23 protein-coding genes are annotated in these 23,455 nt (G+C 53.2%); 11 read left to right on the top strand and 12 right to left on the bottom strand.

What is annotated here, in order from left to right:
* The first annotated feature begins 36 nt into the window (after window positions 1–36).
* The 3 genes from H9I52_RS17030 (at window position 37) to H9I52_RS17020 (ending at window position 2,527) form a co-directional block, all read left to right on the top strand.
* Window positions 37–723, top strand: a complete 687-nt coding sequence (locus H9I52_RS17030) for an OmpH family outer membrane protein (RefSeq protein WP_187454874.1) — start codon at window positions 37–39, stop codon at window positions 721–723.
* Between the two features lie 41 nt (window positions 724–764).
* Entirely contained in the window at window positions 765–1,385 is a 621-nt protein-coding gene (locus H9I52_RS17025) for an OmpH family outer membrane protein (RefSeq protein WP_139514914.1), read from the top strand.
* Between the two features lie 89 nt (window positions 1,386–1,474).
* Entirely contained in the window at window positions 1,475–2,527 is a 1,053-nt protein-coding gene (locus H9I52_RS17020; protein ID WP_187454873.1) for an RluA family pseudouridine synthase, read from the top strand.
* A gap of 80 nt (window positions 2,528–2,607) precedes the next feature.
* On the opposite strand, the gene H9I52_RS17015 is transcribed toward H9I52_RS17020, so the two are convergent.
* The 8 genes from H9I52_RS17015 to mazG all read right to left on the bottom strand — a co-directional run bounded on the left by H9I52_RS17015 (window position 2,608) and on the right by mazG (window position 10,768).
* Window positions 2,608–4,230, bottom strand: a complete 1,623-nt coding sequence (locus H9I52_RS17015) for a tetratricopeptide repeat protein (RefSeq protein WP_139514912.1) — start codon at window positions 4,228–4,230, stop codon at window positions 2,608–2,610.
* Between the two features lie 45 nt (window positions 4,231–4,275).
* Window positions 4,276–5,235, bottom strand: a complete 960-nt coding sequence (locus H9I52_RS17010) for a PstS family phosphate ABC transporter substrate-binding protein (protein WP_187454872.1) — start codon at window positions 5,233–5,235, stop codon at window positions 4,276–4,278.
* Window positions 5,236–5,697: 462 nt separating this feature from the next.
* The gene (locus H9I52_RS17005; protein ID WP_187454871.1) at window positions 5,698–6,513 is read right to left on the bottom strand and encodes an energy transducer TonB; all 816 of its coding nucleotides are present in this window, start codon (window positions 6,511–6,513) and stop codon (window positions 5,698–5,700) included.
* A gap of 221 nt (window positions 6,514–6,734) precedes the next feature.
* Window positions 6,735–7,565: an energy transducer TonB gene (locus H9I52_RS17000; RefSeq protein WP_230471312.1), complete on the bottom strand. Its 831-nt coding sequence runs from the start codon at window positions 7,563–7,565 to the stop codon at window positions 6,735–6,737.
* Window positions 7,562–8,086, bottom strand: a complete 525-nt coding sequence (locus H9I52_RS16995) for an ExbD/TolR family protein (RefSeq protein ID WP_187454870.1) — start codon at window positions 8,084–8,086, stop codon at window positions 7,562–7,564. Before H9I52_RS16995 ends, H9I52_RS17000 begins: the two co-directional genes overlap by 4 nt.
* Before the next feature lie 15 nt (window positions 8,087–8,101).
* Window positions 8,102–8,725 (bottom strand): ExbD/TolR family protein, encoded by a 624-nt coding sequence (locus H9I52_RS16990; RefSeq protein WP_139514908.1) that lies wholly within the window; start codon window positions 8,723–8,725, stop codon window positions 8,102–8,104.
* Between the two features lie 68 nt (window positions 8,726–8,793).
* Window positions 8,794–9,666, bottom strand: coding sequence for a MotA/TolQ/ExbB proton channel family protein (locus H9I52_RS16985; RefSeq protein WP_222940552.1), 873 nt, complete (start codon window positions 9,664–9,666; stop codon window positions 8,794–8,796).
* Between the two features lie 259 nt (window positions 9,667–9,925).
* A complete protein-coding gene (mazG, locus tag H9I52_RS16980; RefSeq protein ID WP_187454869.1) occupies window positions 9,926–10,768 on the bottom strand; it encodes a nucleoside triphosphate pyrophosphohydrolase in 843 nt (280 codons plus the stop codon).
* Window positions 10,769–10,936: 168 nt separating this feature from the next.
* Here mazG and glmM point away from each other — a divergent pair, with 168 nt between their 5' ends.
* The 3 genes from glmM (at window position 10,937) to H9I52_RS16965 (ending at window position 15,228) form a co-directional block, all read left to right on the top strand.
* On the top strand, window positions 10,937–12,331 hold the full coding sequence (gene glmM / locus H9I52_RS16975) for a phosphoglucosamine mutase (RefSeq protein WP_187454868.1): 1,395 nt from the start codon (window positions 10,937–10,939) through the stop codon (window positions 12,329–12,331).
* 173 nt (window positions 12,332–12,504) lie between these two features.
* Window positions 12,505–13,647: a cysteine desulfurase family protein gene (locus H9I52_RS16970; RefSeq protein WP_187455278.1), complete on the top strand. Its 1,143-nt coding sequence runs from the start codon at window positions 12,505–12,507 to the stop codon at window positions 13,645–13,647.
* 156 nt (window positions 13,648–13,803) lie between these two features.
* The gene (locus H9I52_RS16965; protein ID WP_187454867.1) at window positions 13,804–15,228 is read left to right on the top strand and encodes a B12-binding domain-containing radical SAM protein; all 1,425 of its coding nucleotides are present in this window, start codon (window positions 13,804–13,806) and stop codon (window positions 15,226–15,228) included.
* A 7-nt stretch (window positions 15,229–15,235) separates the two neighbouring features.
* Here H9I52_RS16965 and H9I52_RS16960 read toward each other — a convergent pair whose 3' ends face one another.
* Together H9I52_RS16960 and H9I52_RS16955 are read right to left on the bottom strand one after the other, a co-directional pair.
* Complete coding sequence (locus H9I52_RS16960) at window positions 15,236–16,426, bottom strand: hypothetical protein (protein ID WP_187454866.1); 1,191 nt, start codon at window positions 16,424–16,426, stop codon at window positions 15,236–15,238.
* A complete protein-coding gene (locus tag H9I52_RS16955) occupies window positions 16,423–17,391 on the bottom strand; it encodes a DUF2157 domain-containing protein (protein WP_187454865.1) in 969 nt (322 codons plus the stop codon). The genes H9I52_RS16960 and H9I52_RS16955 overlap by 4 nt, the downstream gene beginning before the upstream one ends.
* Before the next feature lie 129 nt (window positions 17,392–17,520).
* Here H9I52_RS16955 and H9I52_RS16950 point away from each other — a divergent pair, with 129 nt between their 5' ends.
* Together H9I52_RS16950 and H9I52_RS16945 are read left to right on the top strand one after the other, a co-directional pair.
* A complete protein-coding gene (locus tag H9I52_RS16950) occupies window positions 17,521–18,189 on the top strand; it encodes a hypothetical protein (RefSeq protein ID WP_187454864.1) in 669 nt (222 codons plus the stop codon).
* An 82-nt stretch (window positions 18,190–18,271) separates the two neighbouring features.
* The gene (locus H9I52_RS16945; protein WP_187454863.1) at window positions 18,272–18,787 is read left to right on the top strand and encodes a PRC-barrel domain-containing protein; all 516 of its coding nucleotides are present in this window, start codon (window positions 18,272–18,274) and stop codon (window positions 18,785–18,787) included.
* A gap of 47 nt (window positions 18,788–18,834) precedes the next feature.
* On the opposite strand, the gene hemH is transcribed toward H9I52_RS16945, so the two are convergent.
* Window positions 18,835–19,869 (bottom strand): ferrochelatase, encoded by a 1,035-nt coding sequence (gene hemH / locus H9I52_RS16940; protein WP_187454862.1) that lies wholly within the window; start codon window positions 19,867–19,869, stop codon window positions 18,835–18,837.
* Window positions 19,870–19,998: 129 nt separating this feature from the next.
* Between hemH and era the strand changes: the two genes are divergently transcribed.
* The 3 genes from era to H9I52_RS16925 all read left to right on the top strand — a co-directional run bounded on the left by era (window position 19,999) and on the right by H9I52_RS16925 (window position 22,728).
* Complete coding sequence (era, locus tag H9I52_RS16935) at window positions 19,999–20,895, top strand: GTPase Era (protein WP_139514899.1); 897 nt, start codon at window positions 19,999–20,001, stop codon at window positions 20,893–20,895.
* 98 nt (window positions 20,896–20,993) lie between these two features.
* The gene (der, locus tag H9I52_RS16930; protein ID WP_139514898.1) at window positions 20,994–22,316 is read left to right on the top strand and encodes a ribosome biogenesis GTPase Der; all 1,323 of its coding nucleotides are present in this window, start codon (window positions 20,994–20,996) and stop codon (window positions 22,314–22,316) included.
* Between the two features lie 154 nt (window positions 22,317–22,470).
* The gene (locus H9I52_RS16925; RefSeq protein WP_187454861.1) at window positions 22,471–22,728 is read left to right on the top strand and encodes a YtxH domain-containing protein; all 258 of its coding nucleotides are present in this window, start codon (window positions 22,471–22,473) and stop codon (window positions 22,726–22,728) included.
* Window positions 22,729–22,807: 79 nt separating this feature from the next.
* Here H9I52_RS16925 and H9I52_RS16920 read toward each other — a convergent pair whose 3' ends face one another.
* Window positions 22,808–23,374, bottom strand: a complete 567-nt coding sequence (locus tag H9I52_RS16920) for a hypothetical protein (protein WP_139514896.1) — start codon at window positions 23,372–23,374, stop codon at window positions 22,808–22,810.
* Window positions 23,375–23,455: the final 81 nt, after the last annotated feature.

Here is a 23,455-nt window from a genome sequence, read left to right as displayed (position 1 = left end):
CCCCGGTCAGCCTGAGGCCGGATTTTCTCAACTGCTATGAACAAGATAACTTTCTGGCTGTCGGTGGCTTTCCTAACGGTGCTAACCGCGCCGGCAGCCTTCGCGCAGAAGTTTGGTTACGTAGATTCGGAGTTCGTGCTGAGCAAAATTCCTGCTTACGCGCAGGCTCAACAGGAGCTAAACCTTCTTTCTCAGAACTGGCAAAAGGATATCGAAAACCAGAAAAAGGATCTTGATAAGATGTACCGCACTTATCAGGCTGAGGAAGTGTTACTTACCGAGCCGATGAAGAAAAAGCGGCAGGACGAGATTCTGAAGAAGGAGCAAGAAGTTAAGGCCTACCAAAACAAAATCTTCGGCTTCGAGGGCCAGCTCTTCAAGAAGCGCCAGGAATTGACGAAACCCGTTCAGGATCAGGTGTTTGAGGCTATCGAAAAAGTGGCTAAGAAAAAGCAGCTGGCCATCGTATTCGATAAAGCTGGCGATCTGACTATGCTTTATACCAATCCGGCGCACGACTACACCGAGTTTGTGCTGGAGGAATTGGGCTTAGCTTCAGAGGAACGCAACCAACCAGGGCAGAAAGGGGCCGTGCGCAGCGTTACCACTCCCCAAACGCCTGCCGGCGACGCCGCTACTGGTACGGACCAGAATGCCCCTACTGGGCGTCAGCCTGTACGCACCAATACAGGCAGCCAGCAACCAACTAACCGAAAAAACTAACTTTGCCTCATCAACAACTGACTTTCTCCTTAATGATCACCATGAACAAAATTCGCGTTGTCTTGGCTGCGGCCGCTCTTCTCTTTACTACGGCTACGGCTGTTCAAGCGCAGGCACCCCTGAAAATCGGGTATACCAGTGTTGAGTACATCTTAAGCCAAATGCCAGAAAGCAAGCAGATTGAGTCGCAGCTGAAGGATTATAGCACCCAATTGAGAACCCAGCTGGACACAAAGGCTACCGAATACCGCACCAAAGGCGAAGCTTACCAGAAAGGCGCTTCGACTATGACGGATGTCGTGCGGGCTGACAAAGAAAAAGAACTGCAAAACCTGCAGAACTCGATTCAGGAGTTCCAGCAGAACGCCGAGACTTCCTTGCAGCAAAAGCAGCAAACCCTGCTTAAGCCAGCTCTGGACAAATTGCAGAAGACCATTGACGACGTAGCTACCGAAAATGGCTACACGTACGTGCTGAATTCGGACGGTGCCAGCCCAGTGCTGTTGCACGGCCCGAAAGATGGCGACATCTCTGACTTGGTGCTGAAGAAAATGGGCATTACGCCTGGGGCAGCCGCTGCGGCTCCTAAGGTTTCTGCTCCTTCCGTAGCTCCTGCCGCTACGCCGGCTGGCGCTTCCAAGACCAAAACCAAGAAGAAATAAGCAACCCTTTTGCTTGTTTCGAAGTGCGAAAGCCGGAACCCTACGTTCCGGCTTTCTTATTTTGAACCCCACATACATTTTGCCGATTCATGACGAATCAAGACCTGCCATCGCCCGAATTACCCGAGGAAGAAGAGGAGGAAGAAGGCGGTGATGAGCTATATGAGCACCACCGCATCCGAGCTAATAAAAAGCAGGAACTCCTCCGGATCGACAAATTCCTGATGAACCGGCTGCCTCATTCCTCGCGCACCAAAATTCAGAGTGCCATCAAGGCGGAGGCGGTGCAGGTAAACGGTAACCCCATCAAATCGAACTACCGCGTCAAGCCCCTTGACCTGATTACCATCACGTTGCCGGAGCCGCCGATAGATTTTAAGGTGACGCCCGAGCCGATGGAGTTGGATATTCGGTACGAAGATGAGTCGTTGCTGCTCGTTAATAAACCGGCTGGACTAGTAGTACATCCCGCGTTTGGCAATTGGACCGGTACGTTGGTAAACGGGTTGGCTTACCATCTGAGCAACTTGCCCACGGACCGAAACGGCGAAATCCGTCCGGGCTTGGTGCACCGCATTGACAAAGACACTTCGGGCCTGTTAGTCGTTGGCAAGACTGAGTACGCCATGACGCACCTCTCGCAGCAATTCTTCCACCATACCATCGAGCGCACTTACTTAGCCTTGGTGTGGGGCGTACCCAAAGAAACGCAGGGCACTGTGCGTGGCCACATTGGGCGTAGCCTCAAAGACCGCAAGGTGCAGGCCGTATATCCCGACGCGGACCATGGCAAAGAAGCCGTTACGCACTATAAGGTGCTACGATCATTTCAGTATGTATCCCTCATTCAGTGTAATCTCGAAACTGGGCGTACGCACCAAATTCGAGTTCACATGAAGCACATCGGGCACCCGCTGTTTTCGGATGCGACCTACGGTGGCGATAAGATTGTGTATGGGCAGCGCGTAGGAGCCTACAAGGCGTTTGTGGAAAAGGCTTTTGAAGTGATGCCCCGCCAAGCCCTGCACGCTAAATCTTTGGGCTTTGTGCACCCCGTAAGCGGCGAGTTTATGCATTTTGAAACCGAACTGCCAGCCGACTTTGAAGCTGTGCTGGCAAAATGGGAACAATACGTTAGTTAGATAATCGATTGATAAATAAGTAGTTACAAAAAAAAGGCTCGTTACATACGTAACGAGCCTTTTTACTGAGCAGGAAGTGATTACTTCTTCTTGGCAGGTGCCTTGCTGGTTGCAGCTGGCTTGCGCATCGAGTCAAGTACGCGCTTGGCATTTTCGTTGCCGGGATCCATTTCCAGTACCTTCTGGTAGTAAGGCGCAGCAGCGGCCTTATCGCCTTTCTGGTAATAGTAGTAGCCCAGGTAACCGTTAGCTTCTACCAAACCCGACTTGAACTTAGACGGATCGGCGGCGTTGGCGCTTTCGATATACTTCTCATAATAAGGCTTAGCTAAGCCTTGCTTAGAGTCCGGGTCTAGGTTATAGGCATTTTGAGCCCGTAGCTGGTAGCCGGCTGTGTAAGTAGGACGAGCAGTCAGTACGATGTTGTAAAGGCTGTCAGCCTGCTGGTATTGCTTGTTGAAGCTATAGGCACGGGCCAGCAGCACTTGGTCCGTTAGCTCTGCTTTCCCACCGTTCTGCGCGATCTTGGCCTTGTAAGTAGAAATGGCTTTCGGATAATCCTTCTGCGCTAAGTACGCCGAAGCCAAGTCGTTCTGCAGATCAGCGGCTTGCTTCGGGTCCAATTGAATGGCTTTCTGAATGGCCGCGATGCCTTCAGCACCTTTACCACTTTTCGACAGGATTTTGCCTTGGTACACGTAGTCCTGCGCAATGAGCTTGTCGGGTGGGGTTACCTGCATGTATTTCTGCATGGCGGCCGCGGCTTCATCGTTTTTGCCTGTCTCGTACAACGAGTACATGCGCAAACGGTTCATAGTCACGTTGTTAGGGTCGCGAGCCAAAACCTTGTCAATTTCAGCAAGCGCTTCCGGATACTTCTTAGTCAGGAACAGGAACGAAGCATATTTGGCGTCCGTAGTCGGTGACTTTTCAGCAACGCTGGTGTACTTCTGAAACTGGGCCAGAGCGTCGTCGTACTTGCCGGCGTAAAAATACGTCTCGGCCAAGCCGTTATAAGCAGGCGCGTAATTGGCATCAAGGCTGATGGCTTTCTCAAAGTTGGCGCGGGCTTCGTTGTAGTTGCGCGAGCGCTGGTTCAACTGGCCTTTGTGCACGTAGGCCGCCACGTAGTTGGGGTCAGCGGCAATGGCGCGGTCGTAGCTGCTAGCCGCTTCACCACCGCCGGTTTCGCTTTTCTGGTAGATATCGCCGCGGGCCACCATCAGGGCAGCATCGTCTTTCAACTTGTTGGCTTTATGGGCCGCGTCGACGTAGCCAACTGCTTTGGTGATGTCCTTAATGTCCGATTCGGCATACGCCTGCGCGATCATCGTCAACACCTTGGCATCTTTGCCTTTGGTCACTTTGACAGCGTTGTCAAACTGCACTTGGGCCTCAGCCGCTTTGCCTTGCGCCAGCGCTGCACGGCCGGCAGCTACCAGGCTGGTAGCGTCTTTGGGGTTGAGGGGAATCCGGTTGAAGTAAAACGCAGCCGAGTCAGGCATATCCCGCATTTGGTACAGGCGGCCCAATTGGAACAAGGCTTCGGGCGATTGTCCTTGACGCAACAACGAAGCACGGGCTTCGCTATAGCGCTCTAGGTCAATGGCCTTCTTGGCACTTTGTACATCCTGAGCATAAGCGGCAGAGCCGTAAACTGACAAGACAGCGAGGAGCGAAAGCTTCCAGGGCTTGAAGTTCATGAGCAAAAGGTTTAGTGAAAAAGCGAAAGGAAAAGGAGTAGGGTATTACTGTTGGTTGGTCGTGATGATGCGGGTCTGACCCGTGGCCGGCATAAGCCCCGACTTCAACACGATAAGCTGGCCTTTGTTGCCGGCTGCAAAGGAGGCAAAACCGGTGCCAAGACCTGCCCGGGCTTCCCGGCTGATAATATACACATCTCGGCGTAGCGGGTAAGTCTTCAGCGCCAAGTATGCCTGATACGGTTGCAGATAATCATCTGTTTTCTGCGGATTAGCGGCGCGGCTGATCGCTGCTACGCGGACTTTCTTAAGAAAGCTTTGTACCGCAGCATCGTCCCGGTCGCTGATCCAGTTGACCCCCACAACACCAATAGCGTTGGGATGGGTAGCAACGTAATCAAGCAGCGCAGGGTTCGATTTGGCAGCAAAAGCCCGTTTGGTGAGCGTACCGCCCCTCGATACCGAATCCTGAATATAACGCGTAGTGCTGGAGCGGTTGGCATCGAATACTACGTTTACTTCGCCCAAGCCTTTCTTGCCGCTGACTTGGCTCCATTGTTGCGTTTTGCCCGTGAAGATATCGCGTAACTGGCTTATAGTCAGCAAGGTATCAGGATTGCTCGGGTGCAATATGATGGCCAGCCCGTCGGTAGCAATCCGGGTAGAGCGGGGTACGATTTTTAGGCGATCAAACTCGGCTTTTTCGGTAGCGTTCAGATCACGAGCTATTACCGCTACCCGTACTGAGCCTTTGAGCAAGTCCTGTACTACTTCTTCCTCCGGTTTGTAGGCCGCCTGAATTTTAGCATACTGATACAGCTTTTGGAAGGTATCTACCTGAGACTTCACAATAGGCTGGAAGGTCTCGTCAACACTGATGTTGATTTTGCCGCTGGTGGCTGTATCCGATGACTCATCTGATGCGCCGCCACCGCGGTTGCACCCTGCCAGCACTAAGCTTGCTAGTACTAAAGATGAACTGATTTTTCGCAGGTTAACGGACATGGTCGGAACGCTTTCTAAAATGTTGCTGGTAGGTGCGAACAAATCTAATGATTCCGTACATCACGAAAACGAAGCCTAAAATACGGCGTGCGCCGGGTGCGAGAGGCAGCGTATCGCCCGCGGCGAATGCCAAATATAGGCCTAGCCCTAAATACACAGCGGCCATAATCAGCGAAAAGTAACGGACTATTCGCTGGGGTGTTTGCTGGCCTAATCTTTCATCCGTTGTCGGAAGGTTTGACATGCTGATGGATGTAGAATAGATGAATTTCTTCTATAACGAGAAATAGCGGGCAGATTGTTCGCTTTTCTTAACGGGAAAATCTGAAAAACGCTATTTATCAGTAGTACAAAAAAAGTCAAAAATTGGCCGCTTCAAAGAAGCTAACCAATTTTTGACTTCGGAAAGACGAAGTCCCTCGTTCTGGAGGTGTTACTCAGAACGAACGGACACGCAAAAAATTATTCGTAACGGAAGGTAATGGGCATGGTGTAGCGAACCGGCACTGCTACATCATTCTGGCGTCCGGGGGTCCAGGCCGGCATGTTTCTTACCACGCGAGCGGCTTCCTGTTCAGTACCGTAGCCTAAGCCCTTCACAACCTCGACGTCCGAAATGCTTCCATCAGCATTTACGGTGAAGGCAACAAATACGCGCCCCGATATGCTGTTCGACAAGGCTTGGCTTGGGTACCTCAGGTTGCGCTGCATGTAGCGTTGCAATGCGTCGGCCCCACCAGCAAATTCGGGCATCACTTCAGCATAAACGAAAGGTTTAGTAGGAGGAGGTGGTACTGCGTGGCCGGTATCACTTGTTCCAGTACCAGTTCCTACACCCGTGCCGGCCGGAATATCACCTAAGCCGGTAACATCACCCGGCGTAGTGCTGTTGACCAGCGGTGGCTGTACGGTAGTAATTGGGTGTTTAACCTGATCATCTTTTACTACCGTTGGCGTAATGTCTGTACGCGGTGTAACTACAATCGGCTTAGCAGTAGGAGAAGGGACGACCGGCTGTTTAGGATGCGTGGGGTCAGCAATGAATGTTATTGGCGGCGGCAGAATTTCAATTACTGGCGCTACAACAGGGTCTGGCCATAGTTTCTGAACAACCAACGGGATGCTAACCAACAGCAGAAACAGCGCAAACGCAGTGAAGGCCGCCGTAATAAGGTGCCGGTTATAGATCCGGCGCAGGACAAAAGCACCATACGCTTTGTTGCGGCCCTCAAAGACAATTTCGTCCAGTGAGGCGGTGAGCAGGTTGAGGGTTTTCATGGGGTTATATGGCTAGAGGTGAACGAGGTTCGCGACGCGCATTACCCAAGCCTAAAGCACCCTTCACAAACCGCCTCCTGCTCTGGCTTTCAACGTAAAAACGAGATGTATAGAAATATTAGTATGCATGGCGAGAATAATTTTGACAATAAAAAACCCGAATCGAGCTAGCTCGATTCGGGTTTTTAAGTAGCGACCAAAAGATGTCGCGTTAGTAGAATTTACTTAATAGCGAAAGTTACCGGAACCGTAAACGAAACGCTTACTGCACGTCCGTTCTGCTTACCAGGTGTCCAACGCGGAAGGCCTTTGATTACGCGAACTGCTTCTTCGTCGCAGCCCCCGCCAATGCCTTTCTGCACTGTTACGTTCGAAATAGCGCCGTCCGGACCAACTACGAAAGCAACGAATACTTTGCCTTCAACTTGGTTGCGCAGTGCCATCGCCGGATACTTGATGTTCTTGCCGATGTACTGCAGGAGGGCCTCCATACCACCAGGAGGTGTGGGCATTTGCTCCACGTAGGTGTAGACTTTGTTTTCTACTACCTCTTCTACCACCTTGTTACCATCTCCAGACTCAAGGCCGTTCAAGTCAGCAGGGTTGTCCGTGTTACCTTTTACAGTTTCAGTGGCAACTACCTTATCCTTCAACTCTTCTTGGTCCGGAATCTCCTCTTGCTTGCGCACTTCCTCATCCTTTTTAACAACTGGAGGCACAAACTTAATAGTGGAGAGCTTGGGCGGTGGGGGTGGTGGCGCCTCGGGTGGAGGTGGGGGGGGCGGCGGCTTGGTTTCATCCAGCGGCGGAGCCTCCATCAACTCGTTGACCTTCAGGTTTTTAGCTGCTTGAACATCTTCTTTTGGGCTAAACATCCGCGCGATGAGCGGAAAGCTTACGAAGAGTGCGAAAAGCGCTACTGCAATAAGAAGGGCACGAGTGATGTGACTGCTGTACAACCGCCGAAGCACGTAAGCTCCGTAGGCTTTATTACGACCTTCGAAGACGATATCGTCGAAGCTCGCAGTAGCCAGTTGTGCATTGTCCATCATAATCCTGATGATTTAATTAGGTCTTCATCCGCCTTGGAAATGTCAACCAGCGCATATTTTTTCTGGCCGGTAATATTCATCTCGTCGAGGATATCGACCATGTTCTTGTATTGTGCCTTGTCGTCAGGCTTGATCAGCACCACCAGATCTTTGTTGCTGCGGCGTTGCAGCAACTCTTTCCGGATGCCATCGGGGCCGTAATTCGAAAGCTTCAGTTCAGGCTTAGTATCCGACGACAGCAAGCCGTCGTAGTAGTAAACCTTATTGTTTTCGCCCATCAAGATGGTGAAAGCATTCGAAGCTTTAATTGCCGGTGGTTCTGGATCGTCCGGTTTTGGCTTCACCGGCATGGTGACCTGCATTACAGTCGGCTTGCTGAACGTAGTTGTCAGCATGAAGAAAGTCAGGAGCAGAAAGGCCAAGTCCACCATCGGTGTCATGTCGATTTTGGTCGACATTTTCTTGGCCCGCTTCTTCCCGCCTTTCCCGCCGGAGTCGGCTTTTTGTTGGATTTCTGCCATTTCTCTACAGTCAGGTTATTTGAGCGCGGTTGGCTTAGTTTCCAAGTCCGTGATCAAGTTGAAACGGTTGATGTTCTTGTCCTGCAGAAACTTGATGATCTTCCTCACGGTTGGCACATCGGCATTGCCATCGCCTTTGATAGCGATATAAGCGGGTTTGCCAATTGCTTCCCGGTTTGCACGTTGCGCTTCAACTACCCAATCGGTGATCTGGTTGTTGAGCGAGTCGGCAGGAATACCGGGCTGCTTGATGCTTTTCCGTTGTTCTCTCTCCACGTTAAGGAAAGAGCCGAGTTGCTCAACCGGAACGCCGAAGCTTTGCAGGTTGGCAAATTCCGCTCTTTGCTGCGGCGTAAAGCTTACGCCACGCTTGGCAGCAACGTAATCCAGCAACTTGGGCTTGGCCTTATCGCTGTCAAAGCCGAAGAACACACGCTTGTCCTTGTCAACGGAAATGGTGATAACGTTGCTTTCTGGCAGGCGTAGCTCCGACGTAGAAGAGGGAGTATCCACCACCACTGCTTCCTCAGGAGAAAACTTGGTGGTGAGCATGAAGAAGGTCACCAACAGGAATGCCAGGTCCACCATCGGGGTCATATCCAGCGAAGGGGACGTTCTATGGGGCTTTACTTTGGGCATTTGTGGTGTGGTTAAGTAGCTTGATTCAGTAACGTAAGGGAACTAGCCTTTAGTGCGTTAACCGCAGCCTAAGCCGTATAAGTTTCCTTTTCGCCGTGCTGAGCAGCGAACGTCTGAATGATGCTGAAACCAGCTTCGTCGATGCTGTAAGTCAGCTCGTCAATTTTGCTGGTGAAGAAGTTGTAGGCAACGATAGCCAGTGCCGAAGTACCGATACCCAAAGCCGTGTTGATCAAAGCTTCCGAGATACCGTTGGCAAGAGCTACTGCGTCTGGGTTACCAGCCTGAGCCAGTGCGGCGAATGCCCGGATCATACCGAATACCGTACCGAGCAGACCAACCAGCGTGGCGATCGAAGCCAGGGTCGAGATGATAACCAAGTTCTTCTCGAGCATTGGCAGCTCCAGAGCAGTTGATTCTTCGATCTCTTTCTGGATCGACAGGATCTTCTGGTCTTTGTCCATACCACGCTCACGCGCCATTTCCTGATACTTCAGCAGGCCAGCTTTTACTACGTTGGCTACCGAGCCTTTTTGCTGATCGCATACAGCGATAGCGCCCGTGATGTCGTTCACGTTCAGCTTCTGGCGGATTGAGCGCACGAAGCTTTCGATGCTCTTAGTGCCTTTTGCTTTGCCGATAGTCAGGTAGCGCTCAATCGAGAAGGTGATTACCAAGATGAGCATGGTCATCAGGATAGGCACAATGAAGCCTCCTTTGTACACAACACCTAAGTAGTTGCCTGGCAGCGGGTTGTTTTCGGGGTTATTGCCCTGAAAGTTCCCTGGGTTGCCCAGAACAAACATATAAATCACGACGGCGACTACAAGTGCCAACGGAATCACGATGGCGGCAAACACAGACCCGCCTTTTGCCTCACCTTTAGGTGCAGCAGGAGCGGCAGGCCGCACGTTCTTGTTCATGGCATTCTTTTGTTCCATTGTTCCGGAGAATTAGGGTGTTGTTGGTGAAAGGTTGAATGAGAGAAAAAAGGTAAACAAACGGTTGACTAAACAAAAACGCTGGCCCCGCTCACCCGCACGCTCTGCACCAAAAATGCAGTGTGAAAATCGTGGGTCTGCTCGTGTGCGGGGCCTGTTCCATAGAGAGTCTAGCCTTGGCAAACCTAAGGAAAAAACCCACGCTGCCAAAAGAAAAATGGGTTTAAGCGCGTTAAACCGCTTTTTTTTATGAAAAAAGCTAGTTTTTGGAAGTCGGGATGGGATCGTTTGTGGTGGGGAGTTGTTTTGCGCGTTCCCAATAAATATCCATTTCAGCCAAAGTAAGCTCGGCAAGGCGGTATCCTTCACGAGCAGCTTCTGTTTCTAAATATTGAAAGCGGCGGATGAATTTTCTGTTTGTACGTTCTAAAGCCTCTTCAGGGTTAATGCCGGCGAAACGAGCAAAGTTGACAAGAGAGAAAAGCAAATCGCCGAATTCATCGGCTGCCCGCTGCTGAGCCTCATCCGAAACTTGGGCGTCAAGGTATTCGGTACCAAACTCTTGCAGTTCTTCCTGTACTTTTTCCCATACCTGCTCTTTCCGCTCCCAGTCAAAACCGGCACCCCGCGCTTTTTCCTGAATACGCATGGCTTTCACCAAGGCGGGCAGCGAGGTAGGCACGCCACCCAGCACGGAGGAATTTCCTTTCTCTTTAAGCTTGATTTGTTCCCAGTTTCGCTTGACGTCTTCTTCGTCGTTGACTTTCGTGTCGCCGTAGATGTGCGGATGACGGAAAATAAGTTTATCGCATTGAGCATTAAGGACATCTGCGATATCAAAGTGACCAGTTTCGGAGGCAATTTTGGCGTAGAAAGCCAAATGCAGCATCACGTCCCCGAGTTCCTTTTTCAGGTCGGACAAATCGTTGCGCAGGATGGCATCGGAAAGTTCGTAGGTCTCCTCGATAGTAAGATGTCGCAAACTTTGAAGGGTCTGTTTTTGATCCCATGGGCATTCGGTCCGCAGCCGATCCAGCACGTCGAGCAAGCGCCCAAAAGCCGCTAACTGCTCCTGTCGTCGGATAGATGATGTATTTTCCATTGAGTCAAATATACATTTCCCAGACTAGTACTACTAGAGCAAGGCGATTTCGGTTGCCGCTTCGTACAGCTATTTAATTTGCACTTAGCCAGCAGTAGCAATCGGAGCTAGGCGTAGGGAAAGCAGGCGCATTTGTCTATTTTTGCGACTTCATCACATCCATTTCTTGTGGCACTGATCAAATCTATTTCAGGCATTCGGGGTACCATCGGCGGTGCGTCAGGCCAAGGCCTTACCCCCATTGATGTCGTCAAGTACGCAGCCGCATTCGGCGCTTGGGTGCAGGAAACAACTCAGAATAACACGATCGTTATCGGGCGGGACGCCCGTATTTCGGGCGAAATGGTCAATAAGTTGGTGACCGCGACCTTGCAGGGATTAGGCATCGACGTTATTGATCTGGGGCTGAGCACAACGCCTACCGTAGAGCTTGCCGTGCCGGCTCACCAAGCGGGCGGTGGCATAATTCTGACGGCCTCGCACAACCCCAAGCAGTGGAATGCACTGAAATTGCTGAATGCACAGGGTGAATTTATTTCGGATACCGAAGGCCAGCGCGTGCTGGCCCTAGCCGATGAGGAAGCCTTTGATTTTGCGCCGGTTACGAAGCTCGGACAGTATCGCACCGACGATACTTTTCTGCAAAAGCATATTGAAGCCATCCTGAAGTTGCCACTGGTGGATGTGGAAGCCATTCGCGCCAAAAAATTCCGGGTGGCTATCGACTGCGTTAACTCGACCGGCGGCATTGCAGTGCCTTTGCTGCTGGAAGCATTGGGTGTAGAGAAAGTGGAGAAGCTGTATTGCGAGCCAACCGGTGACTTCGCGCACAACCCAGAGCCGCTGCCCGAAAATCTGCGCGACATCGCGCGGGTGATCGAAAAAGGTAGCTTCGACTTGGGCATCGTGGTCGATCCGGATGTAGATCGTCTGGCGCTGGTCAGCGAAGACGGCACTATGTTCGGAGAAGAATACACCTTGGTAGCCGTGGCCGACTACGTGCTTAAGCAGCACGGCGGCGGCAACACCGTTAGCAACCTCAGCAGCACCCGCGCCCTGCGCGATGTAACCGAAAAGCACGGCGGCCAATATGCCGCCGCTGCTGTGGGCGAAGTGAACGTGGTAAACATGATGAAGGAAACCAATGCCGTCATTGGTGGTGAAGGCAACGGAGGCATCATTTTCCCCGAGCTGCACTACGGCCGGGACGCCTTAGTAGGCATTGCGCTGTTTCTGACGCACTTAGCTAAATCGGGGCTTACCATGACGCGCCTGCGGGCTTCGTACCCAAGTTACTTTATCTCGAAAAATAAGATTGAGCTGACCCCCGACATCGATACTGACCAGGTGCTGAGCCAGATGCAAAAGCGCTATATCAAGCAGCCCATCAACAGCATCGACGGCGTGAAAATTGAGTTCGACAAGGAATGGGTGCACCTGCGCAAGTCCAACACCGAGCCCATCATTCGCATCTACGCCGAGTCCGATTCCAATGCTACGGCGGACCACTTGGCCAACAAGATCATTGCCGATATCAAAGAAATCATTTCGGTGAAAGCCTAATGCCTTGTTGTAAATTGCTTGTAGTCAATTAGTTGCTAAAGGATTCTGGCTGCCCTGCCGGAATCCTTTATTTTTGGGCCAAACTTTTCTTGCGTCACCTCGGCGCAACTCACTTTTTCAATCGGTTGCTCGCTATGCATCACTCTTCCGATTCTCCTTTGTCGCCTGCTCCGATGGCAGTGTATTTCGACAACGCCGCCACCACACCCCTCGACCCGGAGGTGCTGGACGCCATGCTGCCGTTTATGCGGGAGCACTTTGGCAACCCCAGCAGCATCCACGGACACGGCCGAAAGGTGCGCGCAGCCATCGAAAATGCCCGCAAAACCATTGCCCACCTGATCAACGCGGCACCGGCCGAAATCTCTTTTACGTCGGGGGGAACGGAGGCCGATAACTACGCAGCGTTCGGGACTGTGCGCACGCTAGGGCTGCGTCATGCCATCACGTCGCCGCTCGAGCATCACGCCGTGTTGCATACGTTGCAGGCGTTGGAGAAAGCCGGAGATATTGAGCTGAGTTACGTGCGCCACGACGAGCGCGGTCGCCTGGATTTGCAGCATCTGGATGATCTGCTGGCAACGCATTCGCGCTCGTTCGTAAGCCTGATGCACGGTAATAATGAGATTGGCAACCTAAACGACATTCAGCGCATCGGCGAAATTTGCCAAGCGCATAAGGCTGTCTATCACACCGATACGGTGCAGACCATGGGCCATTACCGCCACGATGTGCAGCAACTCAAGGCACATTTTCTGGTAGGTTCGGCACACAAATTTCACGGCCCGAAAGGCGTGGGATTTCTGTATCGTCGCTCTGAGATTCAGGTTAATTCACTGATTCATGGCGGTTCGCAGGAGCGCAACCTGCGCGCCGGCACCGAGAATGTGTATGGCATTGTGGGCCTGGCCAAGGCCTTGGAAATCGCCTGCCGCAACATGGCCGACCACCAACGCCACATTCAAGCCCTGAAAGACCGATTCATTGTGCGATTGCGCGCCGAAATCGAGGATGTGCAGTTCAACGGGCTTTCGACCGAAGCTGACCAAAGCCTGTACACGGTGCTGAGCGTCAGCCTGCCGCCGTCCGAGTTGAACGAGATGTTGCTGTTCAATCTAGACATCAATCATGTGTCGGTTTCGGGTGGGTCGGCGTGTACCAGCGGTGCCAACGCGGGCTCTCACGTACTCACGGCCCTAGGGACCGACCCAGATCGGGGGGCCATTCGCTTTTCGATGAGTAAATACAACACGCTGGAAGAGGTAGACTTCGCCGTGGAACAGCTTGCCAAAATGTATCGCAAGGTAGCTGTGTAAGTAATTGATAATTAACTAGTTGTAAAGGACAGATGCCTGCTAGGTGTATGGCCTTTACTTTTTTACTTGATAATTTTTTCTTCCTACAATAAAGTACTTTGTATTTCAAAGTAAGTTTTCTTCCTTTCGCTCGTCATTACCTAACGGTTACGAGCTATGCGTGTCAAATTCATTCTGCCGGCCCTTACAGAGGCTACTAACCCTTACTGGCGCCCGATCAAATACTCGTTGTTTCCGCCGCTGGGCTTAGCGACGTTAGCCGCTTATCTGCCCGATAGTTGGGAAGCAGAATTGCAGGACGAACACGTCGAACCCCTGCGCCTCGACGATGCGCCGAAACTGGTTGTGATTCAAGTATATATCACCAACGCATATCGGGCTTACGCACTGGCCGACCTTTACCGCAGCCGGGGGAGCTACGTATGTTTGGGCGGGCTGCACGTTACCAGCTTGCCTGCCGAGGCAGCGGCACATGCCGACAGCATCTTCCTAGGGCCGGGCGAAGAAACGTTTCCGCAGTTTTTGCGCGACTGGCAGCAACGGCGGCCCCAACCGCGCTACGAGTCGTCGGTGCGGACGCTGGTAGGCGTGCCGCCAATCCGGCGCGACCTGATCCGGCGGGAGCTATACCTAGTGCCGAACTCTATTGTCGTGACGCGCGGGTGCCCGCACCACTGCGATTTCTGCTACAAAGACGCCTTTTTTGAGGGTGGCAAATCGTTTTATACCCAGCCCGTCGACGATGCGCTGGCCGAAATCGACCGCTTGCCGGGCCGCCATCTGTATTTTCTCGACGATCATTTGCTGGGGCACCAGCGGTTTGCGGCTTCACTCTTCGACGGCATGCGCGGCATGGGCCGTCTGTTTCAGGGCGCGGCCACCGTCGATAGTATCCTGCGCGATACGAGCTTGCTGGAAAAAGCTGCGGTAGCGGGCCTACGGAGTTTGTTTGTGGGCTTTGAAACGCTCAGCGAGCGGAACCTTCGGGCCAGCAACAAGCGCCAAAACCTGGGCCGCGACTACGCGCAAGCCATCGAGCGCCTGCATGCCCTCGGCATAATGATCAACGGCAGCTTTGTATTTGGCCTCGATGACGACGGGCCCGATGTGTTTGCGCGCACCGTAGAATGGGCTGTGAAACAAGGAATTACCACCGCTACGTTTCACATCGCTACCCCTTACCCTGGCACCGACTACTTCAAACGCATCGAGGCCGAAGGTCGGCTGCTGCACCGCCGCTGGGATCAGTACGACACCCGCACGGTGGTGCACCAACCAGGGCCACACCTCACGGCCGAACAGCTCAAAACGGGTTACGACTGGGCCTATCGCGAGTTTTATTCGTGGGCTAATATCACGAAAGCCAGTTTGGCGCATACTTCCCTCAAGCACCAGATCAAGCATTTTGCCTATGCTGGCGGATGGAAACGCTTCGAGCCACTCTGGAATTTCATGATCAAAACGCGGCAACTCAACTCGATGCGGCCGTTGCTGGAGGCTATTTTGGCTAAGGTGCAAGGCCCGAGAGGTACGCTGAATCCGGCCCCGGCCGACTTTATTCCGCTGCCGATTGTGCAGTAACGGGCCATTAATAGCTGCTGTCGGCTCCGCCACCGCCCGAATGCCCGCCTCCAAACTGGAAGCTAGCCGGCTCGGGCTGCGGAGCGCTGGGTGCGGTTTGGGCCACTACCAGCGACTCTAAGCTAAACGAGAGAGGCTCTTCGCCCTCAGCCACTGAGGTCAGGCCGTGGCGAGGCGTGTGCAGGTACCGCAACGCCCAGATGGCGAAAGCGATAAGCACCACGCCGGCAAACGTAGCCGCTATTTCGGGTGGAAGAATGCTGTGATAAAACCGGATGGTGTAGCAGGAGAAAGCCGCGCTCAAAAGCCCAATCAGCAGCCAGACGCGGTCGTGCTTTCGCAGCGCGACGTACACATATGCCACCGGAATGCTGACCGTAAAAAAGTAAAAAAGCGCAGCAAAAGGAATCTGCGTGGAGGCGGGCATGTCGTTGAGCAGGGCATTGCCTTCCCGCACAACCAAGTAGTTGCCGCTGAGGTAGAACACGCTCAGAGACAGGGCTTTCAGCACGGTGAAGCACGCTTGATAATAAAACCGGTCGACGTGCTGCATGACTTTCCAAACGGCATAATAGGCTGCTGCGGAAGCCAGCATGAGCGCAAAGGGAAGCAACAAGCGGCCTATAGTGCTGTGCGATAAAATATTGAATATCAATAAGATATATATCATAAAAGCGAAGGCCGATACAAGCCGATCGGCGTAACGGACAACAGCAGCTACTAGTAGCCCCAGCACCGGAATCAGCGCCAAGGGCAAAAACGGATTGCCTGGTGAAAAGCTATTGCGAAACGCTGCCGGTACCGCAAGGCTGACACTGTAAAACACCAGCGCTGTCAGCCAACCTAGCGTCATGTACAACAGCGCATTATCGGGGCCCGCGTGGTAAAGCTTTGAGCTTTTGATCGCGATTTCCAGCACCACCAAGCATCCTAGAGCCGACAATACGCAAACCACAAGGAAGTAATTGCTCAGGCCAAACAAGCTAAAGAAACCCGACGCTGCACCGCTTCCCAAGCACGTGAAAATGAACAGCGCAATGCGCAGAAAAATATGCGGCCGGTAATAGTCAAGCGGATGGGTCGCGTAAATGCTGTCGAGCTGTGCTGGGCTAAGGAGTCCTTGTTTTTGCCAGCGAGCAGCAGCTTCACGGGTGGCTTTAGCCCGCGCCCAAGCCGGATTATAGGCTTTCAGAATCATGGCTTTCCGACAATCTCTTTGGCTTTGACAAACAGAAGGATAATCACGAAGGTGGTGAATGGAAAGTATAGGGTAAGGAGCTCTGAGCTAGAATCGAACAGCTTGAAAAATAAGTAGGTGAAGGCGATATAGCCATACACCGCACCCATCAGCAAAAACAAGTACGAGTGCGTGCGACGGGCATACCAGATCAGGAACCCACTCAGAAGCAGCACCAGCGGCGCGGCGATAGTACCCAACAGCGTGGGCTCCGACGAAAGCAACGCGGCCGTAGCGGCAATCAGGGCCAGGTTACTACCCAGAGAAAGATACGTGAAAGCAAAGTGGCGCTTCAGGTTGCGCTGCTCCGAAACGAATCCGGCGCCCATCAGGGCCAAGCCCAGCAACACCGCCGCGCCGCCGAGGCCGGAGCGGAAGAAATTGTTCTCAGTAAAAGCCGACAGCGGCGCAATGGAAAGCCCTATCCAGGAAGCGAGGGCCGTAATGGCCATCGAGAGCACGCCCCGGTGATCGAAGCGGTACGCCAGCCAGAAAAACAACGCGGCTGGAATGCAAACAGCCAGTCCATAGCGCGTGCCAAACAGCTCATACTGAGCTTGTAAGTAACCTTCAAGCGTCAGAAACAACAGGCAGCCCAAGAGCAGCAGATAGTCAGGGACCACACCGGCGCGCGGTGCCTGCTCCCAGGTAAACGGCGATTGGTGCCGAACGGCATAGGCAAAGCACGCTGCCATCAGGGCCGTAATGGCGGCTACTAGTACGCCGTGGCCAATATCGTCGAGGTGTTGGTAGAGCAAAACGCCCAGCCCGCCGCTGAGCAATACGATACCCGAATACAGCAGCGTGCGCAGCTCGTAGTGCAGGGAAAAAGGCCGCGTATGCTCGTAATTGCCAACGGCGGCAGTTTGTTCCGGCGACAACAAGCCCTTGGCCTGTAGGTCGATGAGGATTTCATCGGGTACCATATTCGCAGCAAAAGAGGAGAACGAAAGTCAGGCAAGCATACCAACTCCAGCGAATTACGTATTCTTTGCCGATATCCCATTGCCGCCGGTGGCGATGGCCGATTTTTCCTCACTCGTTCCCGCTTTTCCATGGCCGACATCAACATTCAACGAAAGAAATCTTCGCCGAGTCCGTGGCTGCTGGTTTTGGTGGTTTTGCTAGTGCTGGGGTTGTTGGCTTACTTTTTCCTGCGCGAGCCGACGGCCGCTCCTGAGCCGCTACCCGCCGGCGCGGTAGGGACCAGTGCCGCCGCTCCGGGAGCGGTCGCCGACTCGCCCCAAACCGCTCAGTCCACTCCGCCGCCAGCCGATGGCAGCGCCGCCGTGGCCGATATGGCTACCGACGACGCGCCCGCTTCGCCGGAGGAACTCGCCACATATGCCAAAGCCGAAGGCAACGAGCCCGATTATGGCCGGCGTGGCCTGCGCATGCTAAGTGCAACCTTGGTGGACTTGGCCGACCGCGACGACCTGCGCGATGCTACCGTACAGGAGCGTCGCAACGACCTCACCAGCGCCACCAGCCGCCTCAACGAAGAGAACGCTAGCCTTCGCCCAGGCCTTGTAGCGGCTGCGTCCTTGATACAGGCCATGCAGCAGAAAGCGTATCCAGAGTTGGAAAAACCCGTGGGCGAATTGGCGGAACAAGCGCAACAGCTAAGCGGTCGGAGCACGGCCGCTGATCAGGAGCAATTACACAAGTTTTTTGCCCAAGCGGCTGAGGTCGTTCGGACGCTTAGCCAGCCGGCCGAGAAATAACTTGCTGATTTACAATAAGTTGTATTGAGAGTGGCTGTCCGCTGCTTTTCCACGTTTTTGATTCAATTCCACATCCTCTGCAATGGAACCTAATGCCATCCCGCCAGCAGCCGGCATGCACTTGCGCCGCTTGCGCGATCTCTCCGATTTTGAAGTAGCCGACGGCAACCCCGATGTGCGCGGCTGGGACGTGCGCGGCAGCGACGGCGAAAAGTTCGGCGAAGTGTACGAACTCATCGTGGAGCCCGAAGCCATGAAAGTGCGCTACTTGGAAGTGGAACTGGACGCGTCTTTCAACGTGAACGAGCGCGATCGCCACATCTTGCTGCCCATCGGGGCCGCCGCCCTCGACGACGAAGCCGACAACGTGTTCGTGCCTTCGCTGACCAAAGAAGCCGTAATCAACTACCCGCCCTACGCCGACATTTACATTTCGCGCGAATACGAGGAAGCCATGCTGCGCGCCCTCAACCTGCCGGTGCCCGTCGCCGGTTCGAATGACTTTTACACCGGCGATTCCTACGATGCTTCACGCTTCTACACGCGTCGCCCGGCCCGGCTAGGTTCCGCGCAGCATCCGTCTGAGAACGTAAGTTAAACCACATAAATAATTGATAATTAAATACTTATGTGGTTTAACACTGCCTAGTTATTTCGCACCATATCCGTTACAGCCTGCACCCACAGCGGATGCGAGTTGAGCGAGGGCACCAACTGCCAATGGCTGCCACCGGCCGCTTCAAACATTTCCTTGAATTCAAATCCCACTTCCACAGTAGTTTCGAGGCAATCGGCGACGAAAGCGGGGCTGAAAGCCAGCACGTTCTGGATGCCTTTGGCGGGGAAATCCTTCAAGACGAAGTCAGTGTAGGGTTGTAGCCATGGGTCGCGGCCCAAGCGGCTCTGAAACGAGACCGTGTACTGGTCCTTGCTGATTCCCAGCTCTTTGGCTACTAAGCGCGAGGTTTCGTAGCACTGGGCCCGGTAGCAGTAGCGGTTCTTTTCGTTGTAAGTATCGCAGCAGCTGCCGAGCTGGCAATAACCCTTGTAGCTGCCTTTCAGCACGTGGCGCTCCGGAATGCCGTGGTAGCTGAATACGATGTGGTCGTACTTGTGCTTGGCCATTTCTTCCTTACCCAGCGTGGCAATCGTGTTGATAAAACCGGGATCGTTGGTGAATGTGCTGATGAAGCTGATGCTGGGCACTACCCACCATTTACTCACGATCTCCATTACTTTTTGCTGCACCGAGCCCGTGCTGGCCGCCGCATATTGCGGAAAAAGCGGCAGTACAATAATGCGATCGACGGCAGCATCGCGTAATTCTTCCAAAGCGCTTTCGATGCTGGGCTTCTGGTAACGCATCCCGAAGGCAACTACGTATTGCTCACCGAGTTGCTCCTGCACAAGGCGCTTCAGATCAAGGCCGTGGTAGAGCAGGGGAGAGCCGCGCTCGGTCCAGAGCTGCTGGTACACCTTCGCCGATTTGGGTGCGCGCAACGGCACCACAATCCCCTGAAACAACGGATACCGCACCGCCGCCGGAATGTCGATGACGCGGCCGTCGGTCAGAAACTCGTTGAGGTAACGCCGCACATCGCCTGTCTGGGGCGAGTCGGGCGTACCCAGGTTAACCAACAAAACGCCGATGCGGCCTAAGGAAGAAGCAGGTGAAGCCATGAATGCAGAAAAATCGGCCGCCCCATAAGCTGCCGTGTCCATCAGACAAGCAACCCACGGCGGATGTTTTAGGGATGAGCGGCCCGGCGGCCGGAATGTCGTACCTTTGCAAAATTATTCCGAAATCCCGTGAACCCCGAATCTAAACCGCACCGCGCTGGCTTTGTGAGCATTATCGGCAAGCCCAACGTCGGCAAGTCGACGCTCATGAACGTGCTCGTGGGCGAGCGGCTCAGCATCATTACGAGCAAAGCCCAAACCACGCGCCACCGCATCATGGGCATTCTGAACGGCGACGATTTCCAGCTCGTCTACTCCGATACGCCTGGCATTATTCAGCCCAAATACGAGCTGCACAATGCCATGATGAGCTTTGTGTATTCGTCGTTGGAAGACGCCGACGTAATTCTCTTTGTAACAGATATTTACGAAAAGCACGACGAAGAGCCCATCGTTGAGCGTCTGCGCAAATCGGATACGCCTATCATCTTGATAATCAATAAAATAGATCAAGCCGAGCAGGTTGAGGTAGAAGCTAAGATCGCGTATTGGCGCGAGCAATTGCCCAATGCGGTCGAGGTGTTGGCCATATCGGCACTCAACGCTTTGGGTACGGAGCGCGTGCTGGAACTGGTGCTGGAGCGCCTGCCGGAGCACCCGCCGTTTTACCCCAAAGATGAACTCACCGACAAGCCCGAGCGTTTCTTCGCGGCCGAGATGATTCGGGAAAAAATCTTCAAACTCTACAAAAAAGAGGTTCCGTATAGCTGCGAAGTGGCCATTGAGGAGTTCAAGGAGGAAGAAAATATCATCCGGATGCGCTCCATCATTTACGTGGAGCGCGCCAGCCAGAAAGGCATCATCATTGGCCAAAAAGGCGAGGCGCTGAAAAAAGTAGGCACTTGGGCGCGCGAGGAAATGGAAAAGTTCTTCGCCAAGAAGGTGTTCCTCGAAATCCACGTCAAAGTCAACGAAAACTGGCGCACCGACCCGAAGGCCCTAAGCCGCTTCGGCTATAAAGAATAACGGCGCTCGCAAAGCGCCCCTATATTCCGACCACACATTCACTTAACTACTCCGGGCACCGCCAGATTTGGTCGGACTGGCGGCTGGAGTCAGACTGTATGAAAAATACCATCGCCATTGTGGGGCGGCCCAACGTGGGCAAATCCACGCTATTCAACCGCTTGGTCGGCCAGCGCAAGGCCATCATGGACAACCAAAGCGGCGTGACCCGCGACCGCCACTACGGCTACGGCGAGTGGACGGGCAAGTATTACACCGTGATCGATACGGGTGGCTACGTCCACAACTCCGACGATATTTTCGAGGGCGAAATCAACAAGCAGGTAAAACTCGCTATTGAAGAGGCCGATGTGGTTCTGTTCATGGTCGACGTGGACACGGGCCTGCACGGCCTTGATGAAGAATTTGCCAACGTGCTGCGCCGCTACCAAGGCAAGAAGCCGATCTATCTAGTTGCTAATAAGGCAGATACAAACCAGCGTGCCCACGCCGCCGGTGAGTTTTATGCGCTAGGAGTTGGCGACGGCGAGATTTTCACCGTGTCTTCGGCCAACGGTTCGGGCACTGGGGATCTGCTGGATGCGGTAGTATCGCATTTCGACGATCCGTGGGAAGAAGAGCCCGATTCGGGACTGCCCAAGATTGCCGTAGTAGGTCGCCCGAACGTGGGCAAATCGTCGTTGGTAAATCTGCTGCTCGGCGCCGAGCGCAGCATCGTGACCGACATTGCCGGCACCACCCGCGACGCCATCCAAGCGCACTATAGTGCTTTTGGCAACGAATTTATCTTGGTCGATACGGCCGGTTTGCGCCGCAAGTCGAAAGTAAGCGAAGACATCGAGTTCTATTCTGTGCTCCGTTCCATTCGGGCCATGGAAGAGTCGGACGTGTGCATTGTGATGATTGACGCCACGCGTGGTATTGAGGCTCAGGATGTTAACATCATCGCGCTGGCCGACAAAAACCGCAAGGGCATCGTAATCTTGGTGAACAAGTGGGACTTGATCGAGAACAAGGAGACCAATACCATCAAGGAAATCGAAGAGCGCATCAAGGAGAAAATTGCTCCGATTGCGTATCCGCCCATCATTTTCACGTCGGTACTCACCAAGCAGCGCGTGCACAAAGCCATTGAAGTGGCAATTCAGGTGTACGAAAACAAGCGGAAGAAAATCCCGACGTCGCAGCTCAACGAGGTCATGTTGCGCGAGATCGAGCAGCACCAGCCGCCGTCGGTAAAAGGGAAGATGGTGCGTATCAAGTACGTAACGCAACTGCCCACCCACAACCCCGTGTTTGCTTTCTTCTGCAACCTGCCGCAGTACGTGAAGGAATCGTACATACGCTTTCTAGAAAATCGCATGCGCGAACACTTCGGCTTCGAAGGCGTGCCCATTGGCATCGTTTTCCGGAAGAAATAGCTTCACGTCCTGAAAAAACAGGATAATTATTTTTAGTTGGTTGGGTTACCTTTCTAAAGACGAGGTATAAAGTCTCGAATTTCAACATCAACTGCTACGCAAGGTGTTGATAATTAGTTAAATAGACTCCAACACCTTTCTTAAAAACAAAATCATGAAAAAAGTACTGTTTCTTGCCATCGCTGCTGCTGCTTTCTCGTTCACTTCTTGCGACAGCAAAAAAGAAAACGCTCAAGAGAATGCTGCTGACCAAGTAGAAAACGCTGGCGAGGCAAAGGCTGACTCTTTGGAAGACAAGGCTGACGCCGTACGTGACTCAGCTGACGCTACTTCCGACAAGATGGAAGATGCTGCTGATGCTAACCCTTCGGTTGCTACTCCTCAGCCTGCTAACGGTGCCACTACCAAGTAGTCTGACCTAATCTTAGCTACAAAAAAGGCTCCCCTGTTCGGGGAGCCTTTTTTGCTTTCAGGCACTTGGCAAAAGTATTTTAACCCAGTCGTCGCTGGAGCATGCCATCGACTACAGTAAAGAGCTTGCGCGGCGCGTACGTGCGCCACGGGAGATCGTCGAGTTGGCCGCCAAAGTTGATGTAACTGTCGAGATTGTACTGGCGCATTTCGCGAACGACGTGCTCCTGAAAGTTGACGCCCGCAATCCAGCCGTCTTCTACATCCTCAAACCACTCTTCGTAATAGTCGTCGTCGGAGCCGTGGAAGTTAAACACGTTCTCGCCGATCAGGATAAACTTGCGGATGCCTTCGTGCACCATCAGGTCGATGATGTTGCGCTTGAGCAGCATAATGTCATTTTCGATGGCGTCGTTCCACTCACCGATAAACTCGATTACGCCCAGCCCCAACTCGTAATCGACAAACAGGATTTTTAGGAACAGCGTATCCGAATCGAGGCTATCCCATTGAGGATGAATGTAATAGCCATAAATGGTATTGGTGAAGCTGTCGAGGCTGTTTTCGGCTTCAAAAAGCGGCGAGCGTGGGTCTTCGGAAGCAGAATATTGCTCGATCCAGTTGTAATGCGGCTCGATGGTATGCACGGGGGCAGCGAGTAAAGGTGAGCGGATGAAATTCTAACAATTCGGTCGCAAAAAAGCTCCGTGTTTCAGTTTCATTCTAAC

This window comes from Hymenobacter sp. BT491, from assembly GCF_014349165.1.
In the GTDB taxonomy this organism is placed as follows: domain Bacteria; phylum Bacteroidota; class Bacteroidia; order Cytophagales; family Hymenobacteraceae; genus Hymenobacter; species Hymenobacter jejuensis.
Note: the sequence above shows the minus strand (reverse complement) of the source record. Positions and strands in the feature narration are given on the sequence as shown.

Coding starts and splice junctions, on each gene's coding strand:
- H9I52_RS17030 (WP_187454874.1), top strand. CDS start 37: ATGAACAAGATAACTTTCTGGCTGTCGGTGGCTTTCCTAACGGTGCTA.
- H9I52_RS16970 (WP_187455278.1), top strand. CDS start 12,505: ATGGCAGTGTATTTCGACAACGCCGCCACCACACCCCTCGACCCGGAG.
- H9I52_RS16950 (WP_187454864.1), top strand. CDS start 17,521: ATGGCCGACATCAACATTCAACGAAAGAAATCTTCGCCGAGTCCGTGG.
- hemH (WP_187454862.1), bottom strand. CDS start 19,869: ATGGCTTCACCTGCTTCTTCCTTAGGCCGCATCGGCGTTTTGTTGGTT.
- H9I52_RS16945 (WP_187454863.1), top strand. CDS start 18,272: ATGGAACCTAATGCCATCCCGCCAGCAGCCGGCATGCACTTGCGCCGC.
- H9I52_RS17015 (WP_139514912.1), bottom strand. CDS start 4,230: ATGAACTTCAAGCCCTGGAAGCTTTCGCTCCTCGCTGTCTTGTCAGTT.
- H9I52_RS17020 (WP_187454873.1), top strand. CDS start 1,475: ATGACGAATCAAGACCTGCCATCGCCCGAATTACCCGAGGAAGAAGAG.
- H9I52_RS16925 (WP_187454861.1), top strand. CDS start 22,471: ATGAAAAAAGTACTGTTTCTTGCCATCGCTGCTGCTGCTTTCTCGTTC.
- mazG (WP_187454869.1), bottom strand. CDS start 10,768: ATGGAAAATACATCATCTATCCGACGACAGGAGCAGTTAGCGGCTTTT.
- H9I52_RS17010 (WP_187454872.1), bottom strand. CDS start 5,235: ATGTCCGTTAACCTGCGAAAAATCAGTTCATCTTTAGTACTAGCAAGC.
- H9I52_RS16995 (WP_187454870.1), bottom strand. CDS start 8,086: ATGGCAGAAATCCAACAAAAAGCCGACTCCGGCGGGAAAGGCGGGAAG.
- H9I52_RS16990 (WP_139514908.1), bottom strand. CDS start 8,725: ATGCCCAAAGTAAAGCCCCATAGAACGTCCCCTTCGCTGGATATGACC.
- H9I52_RS17005 (WP_187454871.1), bottom strand. CDS start 6,513: ATGAAAACCCTCAACCTGCTCACCGCCTCACTGGACGAAATTGTCTTT.
- H9I52_RS17000 (WP_230471312.1), bottom strand. CDS start 7,565: ATGATGGACAATGCACAACTGGCTACTGCGAGCTTCGACGATATCGTC.
- der (WP_139514898.1), top strand. CDS start 20,994: ATGAAAAATACCATCGCCATTGTGGGGCGGCCCAACGTGGGCAAATCC.
- H9I52_RS16955 (WP_187454865.1), bottom strand. CDS start 17,391: ATGGTACCCGATGAAATCCTCATCGACCTACAGGCCAAGGGCTTGTTG.
- H9I52_RS16985 (WP_222940552.1), bottom strand. CDS start 9,666: ATGGAACAAAAGAATGCCATGAACAAGAACGTGCGGCCTGCCGCTCCT.
- H9I52_RS17025 (WP_139514914.1), top strand. CDS start 765: ATGAACAAAATTCGCGTTGTCTTGGCTGCGGCCGCTCTTCTCTTTACT.
- H9I52_RS16965 (WP_187454867.1), top strand. CDS start 13,804: ATGCGTGTCAAATTCATTCTGCCGGCCCTTACAGAGGCTACTAACCCT.
- H9I52_RS16960 (WP_187454866.1), bottom strand. CDS start 16,426: ATGATTCTGAAAGCCTATAATCCGGCTTGGGCGCGGGCTAAAGCCACC.